The organism is Alistipes sp. CAG:268, assembly GCA_000434235.1.
Taxonomy (GTDB): Bacteria; Bacteroidota; Bacteroidia; order Bacteroidales; family Rikenellaceae; genus Alistipes; species Alistipes avistercoris.
The window spans coordinates 41,351-48,654 of the sequence record FR892007.1; the positions used below are offsets into that span (position 1 = coordinate 41,351).

General features: G+C 62.7%; 4 protein-coding genes. 3 read left to right on the plus strand and 1 reads right to left on the minus strand.

Translation table 11 applies throughout. The annotated features are described in order from the left end of the window. Positions 1 to 89 precede the first annotated feature (89 nt). Positions 90 to 2,519: an endopeptidase La gene (gene lon / locus QZL63_RS07715; protein WP_290586429.1), complete on the minus strand. Its 2,430-nt coding sequence runs from the start codon at positions 2,517 to 2,519 to the stop codon at positions 90 to 92. Between the two features lie 114 nt (positions 2,520 to 2,633). Here lon and QZL63_RS07720 point away from each other — a divergent pair, with 114 nt between their 5' ends. The 3 genes from QZL63_RS07720 to QZL63_RS07730 form a co-directional block, all read left to right on the plus strand. Further along, on the plus strand, positions 2,634 to 5,261 hold the full coding sequence (locus QZL63_RS07720) for a valine--tRNA ligase (RefSeq protein ID WP_022308749.1): 2,628 nt from the start codon (positions 2,634 to 2,636) through the stop codon (positions 5,259 to 5,261). Positions 5,262 to 5,379: 118 nt separating this feature from the next. Continuing rightward, on the plus strand, positions 5,380 to 5,841 hold the full coding sequence (rnhA, locus tag QZL63_RS07725) for a ribonuclease HI (protein ID WP_022308750.1): 462 nt from the start codon (positions 5,380 to 5,382) through the stop codon (positions 5,839 to 5,841). Between the two features lie 115 nt (positions 5,842 to 5,956). Further along, positions 5,957 to 7,304 (plus strand): ABC transporter ATP-binding protein (locus tag QZL63_RS07730; RefSeq protein WP_290586432.1); only part of this gene is annotated, 1,348 nt, incomplete at its 3' end.

Below are 7,304 nucleotides of genomic sequence, written 5' to 3' on the forward strand. Positions count from 1 at the left end.
GGAAGGTCGGAAAGCCGCGCCGGCCGAATATGGATCGACTCCTTCATTGCCCAAACTCTGCCATACGGCCCGCCTCCCGGCGGAGCCGGTTATTCCAGCGCCAGCCGCAGCACGTCGTCGTTGGTCCGCACGTAGTGGAACGTCAGCCCCTCGACGTACTCGGGTTTGATCTCGGCAATGTCCTTGCGGTTCTCCTCCGAAAGGATCAGTTCCGTGATGCCGGCCCGCTTGGCTGCGAGGATCTTCTCCTTCACTCCGCCCACGGGCATCACACGGCCCCGCAGGGTCGTCTCGCCCGTCATGGCGATGCGCTCGCGGACCTTGCGTCCCGTGTAGGTCGAGACCAGCGACGTGACCATCGTGATTCCGGCCGAAGGACCGTCCTTCGGAATGGCCCCCTCGGGGACGTGGATGTTGATGTCGTTCGTCTCGAACATCTTGGGATCGATACCCAGCTCCTTGTGGTGGGCCATCACCCACTCGTGGGCGATCGTCGCCGACTCCTTCATCACGTCGCCCAGGTTGCCCGTGAGGCTGAGGCGCCCCTTGCCGGGCGTCAGACACGACTCGATATAGAGGATATCGCCGCCGACCTCGGTCCATGCCAGGCCCGTCACGACACCCGTCATGCCGCCCACCTCATACTCTTCGCGGAGGAACTTGGGCATGCCGAGGATTTTCTCGACCTCCTTCTCGGAGACTTCGGGCGTGAAGGCCTCGTCGAAGGCGATCTGCTTGGCCCGGGCCCGGGCGATCTTGGCCAGGTGCTTGTCGAGCGAGCGGACACCCGCCTCGCGCGTATAGGAGGCGATGACATGCTCGACCACGGCCGGCGTCATCGTCAGTTCGTGCTCCTTGATGCCGTGCGCCTCGCGCTGCTTGGGCAGCAGGTGGTCCAGCGCGATGCGGACCTTCTCCTCCACGAGGTAGCCCGGGATGTTGATCATCTCCATACGGTCGCGCAGCGCCGGGGCGATATTGCCCACGTTGTTGGCCGTAGCGATGAAGAGCACCTTCGACAGATCGTACTCCATGTCGATGTAGTTGTCGTGGAAGGTGGTGTTCTGTTCCGGGTCGAGCACCTCGAGCAGGGCGCTCGACGGGTCGCCGTGGTTCGAGACCGTCACCTTGTCCACCTCGTCGAGGATGATGACCGGATTGGACGACCCGCAGCGCTTGATGGTCTGGATGATCCGACCCGGCATGGCACCGATGTAGGTGCGGCGGTGTCCGCGGATCTCCGACTCGTCGTGCAGGCCGCCCAGCGAGATGCGGCCGAACTTGCGGCCCAGGGCTGCGGCCACCGACTTGCCCAGCGAGGTCTTGCCCACGCCCGGAGGGCCGTAGAGGCAGAGGATCGGGGACTTCAGGTCACCCTTGAGCTTGATGACGGCCAGGTGTTCGAGGATGCGCTCCTTGACCTCCTCGAGCCCGAAATGGTCGTGGTCCAGCTGCTCGCGGGCACACTTCAGGTCGAGGTTGTCCTTGGTCACGTCGTTCCACGGCAGTTCGAGCAGCAGCTGCAGGTAGGTCATCTGCACGGAGTACTCCGCCACGGCCGGGTTGAGCCGCTCGACCTTCTGCAACTCCTTTTCGAAAGTCTCACCCACCTCCTTGGGCCAGTTCTTCTTCTTGGCCTCCTCGCGCATGCGCTCGATGTCGGCATCGGCGCCGTCGCCCAGTTCGTCCTGGATCGTGCGCATCTGCTGCTGGAGGTAGTAGTCGCGCTGCTGCTTGTCGATCTCCTGCTTGACCCGCTCCTGAATCTGGCTCTTGAGCTCGGCCAGCTGCTGCTCGCGGATCAGGATCTCGAGCAGCTTGCGGGCCCGCGACAGCAGGCCGGGAGCCTCGAGCAGCGCCTGACGGTCCTCGTCCGTGAGCTCCATGTTCGAGCAGATGAAGTTGATGATGCCGCGTTTCGAGTCGATGTTCTTGATGGCAAAGGCCGCCTCCTTGGGCATCGACGGCGAGACGTTGATGATGTTGAGCGCCACGTCGCGGATCGAGTCCACGAGGGCCTCGAACTCGATGCTCTTCACGTCGGGCGTCGAGTCGCGGAGCGCCGTCACGCGGGCCTTGAAATAGGGTTCCGTGGCGATGTATTCGGTGATCTCGATCTTCTCCAGACCGTTGAGGATCACCGTCAGGTTGCCGTTCGGCATCTCGAGGATCTTGATGATGCGCGCCGCAGTTCCGATCTTGTACATGTCGTCCGGCGCAGGGTCTTCGACATCGCTCTCGCGCTGCAGGACGGCGCCCAGCATGCCCCCCTCGGCATTCACCGCACGGACCAGGCTGATGCTCTTGTCGCGGCCCACGGTGATGGGCGTGATCGCCCCGGGAAAGAGCACCGACGAGCGCAGCGTGAGAATCGGAATGATCTCCGGCACCTCGACCTGCTCGATGGTCTCGTCACCTCCGGTAACGATCGGTATGACACGATGTTTGCCGTCCAGGAGCTCGGGCACGAGGTTCATGTCGTCTACTTCGATGGCTTCAATCTTATCTTTTTTATTCATAGTATTCGGATGATAACGTCGCAAAGGTAACGTTTTTTCATCTATTTTATTTTAACTTTGACAGATTGTTAATAACTTTGCCTCTTCGAAAACAAGCAAAACCTACATATCCCTATGCAACTCGCAGACAAATACGCGCCGCAGGAGATCGAATCCAAGTGGTACGACTACTGGGTCGATCGCGGACTTTTCCACTCGGAACCCGATGAACGCGAACCCTATACGATCGTCATCCCGCCCCCCAACGTGACCGGCATGCTCCACATGGGACACATGCTCAACAACACGCTGCAGGACGTGCTGGTGCGCCGGGCCCGCATGTCGGGCAAGAACGCCTGCTGGGTCCCGGGCATGGACCACGCGTCGATCGCCACCGAGGCCAAGGTCGTGGCCATGCTGCGCGAAAAGGGCATCGAGAAGTCGTCGCTCTCGCGCGAGGAGTTCCTTCGCTACGCCTGGGAGTGGAAGGAGAAATACGGCGGCGTGATCCTCAAGCAGCTGCGCAAGCTGGGCGCCTCGTGCGACTGGGACCGCACCTGCTTCACGATGGACGACGCCCGCACCGAAAGCGTGCTGCGCGTCTTCTGCGACCTCTACGACAAGGGCAAGATCTACCGCGGCGTGCGCATGGTGAACTGGGACCCCGCGGCACAGACCGCCCTCTCGGACGAGGAGGTCGTCTTCAAGGAGTCGCACGGCAAGCTCTACTACCTGCGCTACAAGGTCGAAGGCTCCGACCGCGTGATCGTCGTCGCCACGACGCGTCCCGAGACCATCCTGGGCGACACGGCGCTCTGCGTCAATCCCAACGACCCGCGCTACCAGGATCTCCCGGCCGACGCCCGCGTCATCGTGCCGCTCGTCGGCCGCTCAATCCCGGTCATCCGCGACGAGTATGTCGATATCGAGTTCGGTACGGGTGCGCTGAAGGTCACCCCGGCCCACGACGTGAACGACTACATGCTCGGCGAGAAGTACGGGCTGGAGACCATCGACATCTTCAACGACAACGGCACGATCAACGACAAGGTCGGCATGTACGTCGGCGAGGACCGCTTCGACGTGCGCCGCAAGATCGAGGGCGACCTGGCAGCCGCCGGGCTGCTCGAGAAGACCGAGGAGTACACGAACAACGTCGGCTACTCGGAGCGCACGGGCGTGGCCATTGAGCCGAAGCTCTCGATGCAATGGTTCCTCTCGATGAAGGAGCTGGCCGAGCCGGCCACGAAGGCCGTCATGGAGGATGCCATCCGCTTCGTGCCCGAAAAATACAAGAACACCTACCGCTACTGGATGGAGAACATCAAGGACTGGTGCATCTCGCGCCAGCTCTGGTGGGGACAGCGCATCCCGGCCTGGTACCTGCCCAAGGGAGGTTTCGTCGTGGCCCCGACGCCCGAAGAGGCGCTCGCCAAGGCCCGCGCGAAGGCCGGCGACGAGTCGCTGCAGCTCTCGGACCTGCGTCAGGACGAGGATGTGCTCGACACGTGGTTCTCGTCGTGGCTGTGGCCCATCTCCGTATTCGATGGCATCCGCAACCCGCACAACCGCGAGATCGAGTACTACTACCCGACCAACGACCTGGTCACGGGCCCCGACATCATCTTCTTCTGGGTGGCCCGCATGATCATGGCCGGATACGAGTACCGCAACGACAAACCCTTCCGCAACGTCTACTTCACGGGCATCGTGCGCGACAAGATCGGCCGCAAGATGTCCAAGCAGCTGGGCAACTCGCCCGACCCGCTGGACCTGATCGCCCGCTACGGTGCCGACGGCGTGCGCATGGCGATGCTCATCAGTTCGTCGGCCGGCAACGACGTGATGTTCGACGAAGCGCTCTGCGAACAGGGACGCAACTTCGGCAACAAGATCTGGAACGCCTACCGTCTGGTGAACGGCTGGGCCATGGATGCCGGCATCCCGCAGAGCGAGAACAACCGCCTCGCCGCAGCCTGGTTCGACCAGGCGCTGGGCCGCTCGCTGCGCCAGATCGCCGAGGAGTTCCGCTCATACCGCATCTCGGAGGCCTTCAAGGAGGCCTACCGCCTCTTCTGGGACGACTTCAGCGGCCTCTACCTCGAGATGGTGAAGCCGGCCTACGGACAGCCCATCGACGCCGCGACGCTCGAGGCCACGAAGGGATACTTCGACGCCCTGATGCGCGTGCTGCACCCCTTCATGCCGTTCGTCACGGAGGAGATCTGGCAGGCGCTGGCACCCCGCGCCGAGGGAGCCTCGATCTGCGTGGCCCCGATGCCCGAGCCGTGCCAAGCCGACGAGACGCTGCTCGCCCGCTTCGAGCTGGCCAAAGAGGTGATCTCCTCGGTGCGCAACATCCGCAACCAGAAGAACCTTCCGCAGAAGGAGGCGCTCGCGCTCCACGTCATCGCCGACGAGAACTACCCGGCCGAATACGCCCCCGTGCTGCAGAAGATGGCCAACCTCTCGCAGATCGTCCCCGTCACGGAGAAGGACCCGACGGCCGCGGCTTTCCTGGTCAAGACGACGCAGTACTTCGTACCGATGGCCGGACGCATCGACGCCGAAGCCGAGCGGGCCAAGCTGCAGCACGACCTCGAATACTACGAGGGTTTCCTCGCCTCGGTGATGAAGAAGCTCTCGAACGAGCGCTTCGTACAGTCGGCCCCCGAGAAGGTCGTAGCCAACGAGCGGGCCAAGCAGGCCGACGCCGAGGCGAAGATCGCCGCCCTGCGCGAACAGCTCGCCGCCCTGAAATAGGCCATTCCGGCGGCGGAACGGCCGGTTCCGCCGTCAGGCATCCATCGAACCCCTCCCCGCAAAGGAGGGGTTCGAAGTACCGGCCTCATTACCCAACCGCATCATCGAGAAGCGCACAGTGCCACAGATCACGATCTACACCGACGGCTCGGCCCTCGGAAACCCCGGCCCGGGCGGCTACGGAGCCGTCCTGCTCGCCGGCCCCCACCGCAAGGAGCTCGCACAGGGCTACCGCCTGACGACCAACAACCGCATGGAACTCACGGCCGTCTGCGTGGCCCTCGAAGCGCTCAAGTTCGAGGGGTCGGACGTCACCCTCTACTCCGACTCGAAATACGTCGTCGATGCCGTCACGAAGGGATGGGTCTTCGGCTGGGAGAAGAAGGGGTTTGCCGGGAAGAAGAACCCCGACCTCTGGCAGCGTTTCCTGCGCGTATACCGCCGCCACCGGGTCCGCTTCGTCTGGGTCAAGGGGCACGCCGAGACCGTGGAGAACAACCGCTGCGACACGCTGGCCGTGGCTGCGGCCAACGACCCGTCCCGCTGGATCGAGGACACGGGCTACAGACCCGAAGCCTGACTGCGCTGTTCCGGAAGACGGGCCGATTCTCCGAAATTTCACACTTATTTCGGTTTTCGGGTTATTATTCATATCTTTGCGCCGACAATTGGCGTAACCAAACCCCTCGCACGGAATGTTCAAAACCTACATGCGGCTGCTGGGCTTCGCCCGGCCGATCAAGAAATACGCGATCCCGTACGGCATCTACTCCCTGCTCTACGCGTTGTTCAACTCACTGACGTTCATGCTGATCATCCCGATCCTGAACACGATGTTCGACGACGGCTTCTCGACTGAATACGTGGAGAAACTGCCGCCCGTGGAGCTGAACCAGGAGTACCTGACCACGCTCTTCAACTACACCTACTCCCACCTGTTCGACACCTACGACCGCCAGAACGTACTGCTCCTGCTGGCCGCCGTCGCCATCATCATCAGCTTCCTGAGCAACCTGTTCCGCTACCTGGGTTCGTGGACCATCGAGAACATGCGCACCCGCACGCTCCAGAAGATGCGCAACGAGATGTTTTCGCGCGTGATGGACATGAACGTGGGCTACTTCAGCGACCAGCGAAAGGGCGACATCATCTCAAAGATCACCTCCGACGTCGGCGTCGTGCAGTTCTGCATCACCAATACGCTGCAGGTCTCGTTCCGCGAGCCGTTCCTCATCGTCGGCTACATCGTCATGATGATCGCCATCTCGTGGGAGCTGGCCATCTTCTCGGTGCTCTTCCTGCCGCTCGTGGCCCTTCTGATCGGCAACATCGTCAAGCGGCTCCGCCACCCGGCCCGCACCAACCAGAAACGCATGGGCGAGATGGTCTCGACGCTCGACGAATCGCTCTCGGGCATCAAGGTCATCAAGAGCTACAACGCCACCGAGTACATCAAGCAGAAATACTACGACATCAGTGCCGACCTGGCCCGTCTCACCCTCTCGATGGCCCGGCGCCAGCAGCTGGCCTCGCCGATGAGCGAGTTCCTCGGCATCACGGCCGTGGGCGTCATCCTCGTCTTCGGCGGTGCGCTCGTCTCGCGCGGCGCGCTCGACCCGGGCGGATTCATCGCCTTCGTGGCCATCTTCTCGCAGATCACGCGCCCCGTCCGCACCTTCATCGACCAGTTCGCCAACATCAACCAGGGCATCGCCGCCGGCGAGCGCATCTTCTCGATCATCGACACCAAACCCGAGATCGAGGACAAGCCCGACGCCCGTGAACTCAAGGGACTCAGGGACAAGATCGAGTTCCGCCACGTACACTTCTCCTACGACGGCACGCGCGAGGTGATCGACGACATCTCGTTCGAAATCCGCCGCGGACAGACCGTCGCACTGGTGGGGCCATCGGGCGGCGGGAAATCGACCCTGAGCGAACTGCTGCCGCGTTTCTACGACCCGACCTCGGGCGAGATCCTCATCGACGGCATCTCGCTGCGCGACTACACGCAGGACAGCGTGCGCGCCCACATGAGCGTCG

Coding starts and splice junctions, on each gene's coding strand:
- lon (WP_290586429.1), bottom strand. CDS start 2,519: ATGAATAAAAAAGATAAGATTGAAGCCATCGAAGTAGACGACATGAAC.
- QZL63_RS07720 (WP_022308749.1), top strand. CDS start 2,634: ATGCAACTCGCAGACAAATACGCGCCGCAGGAGATCGAATCCAAGTGG.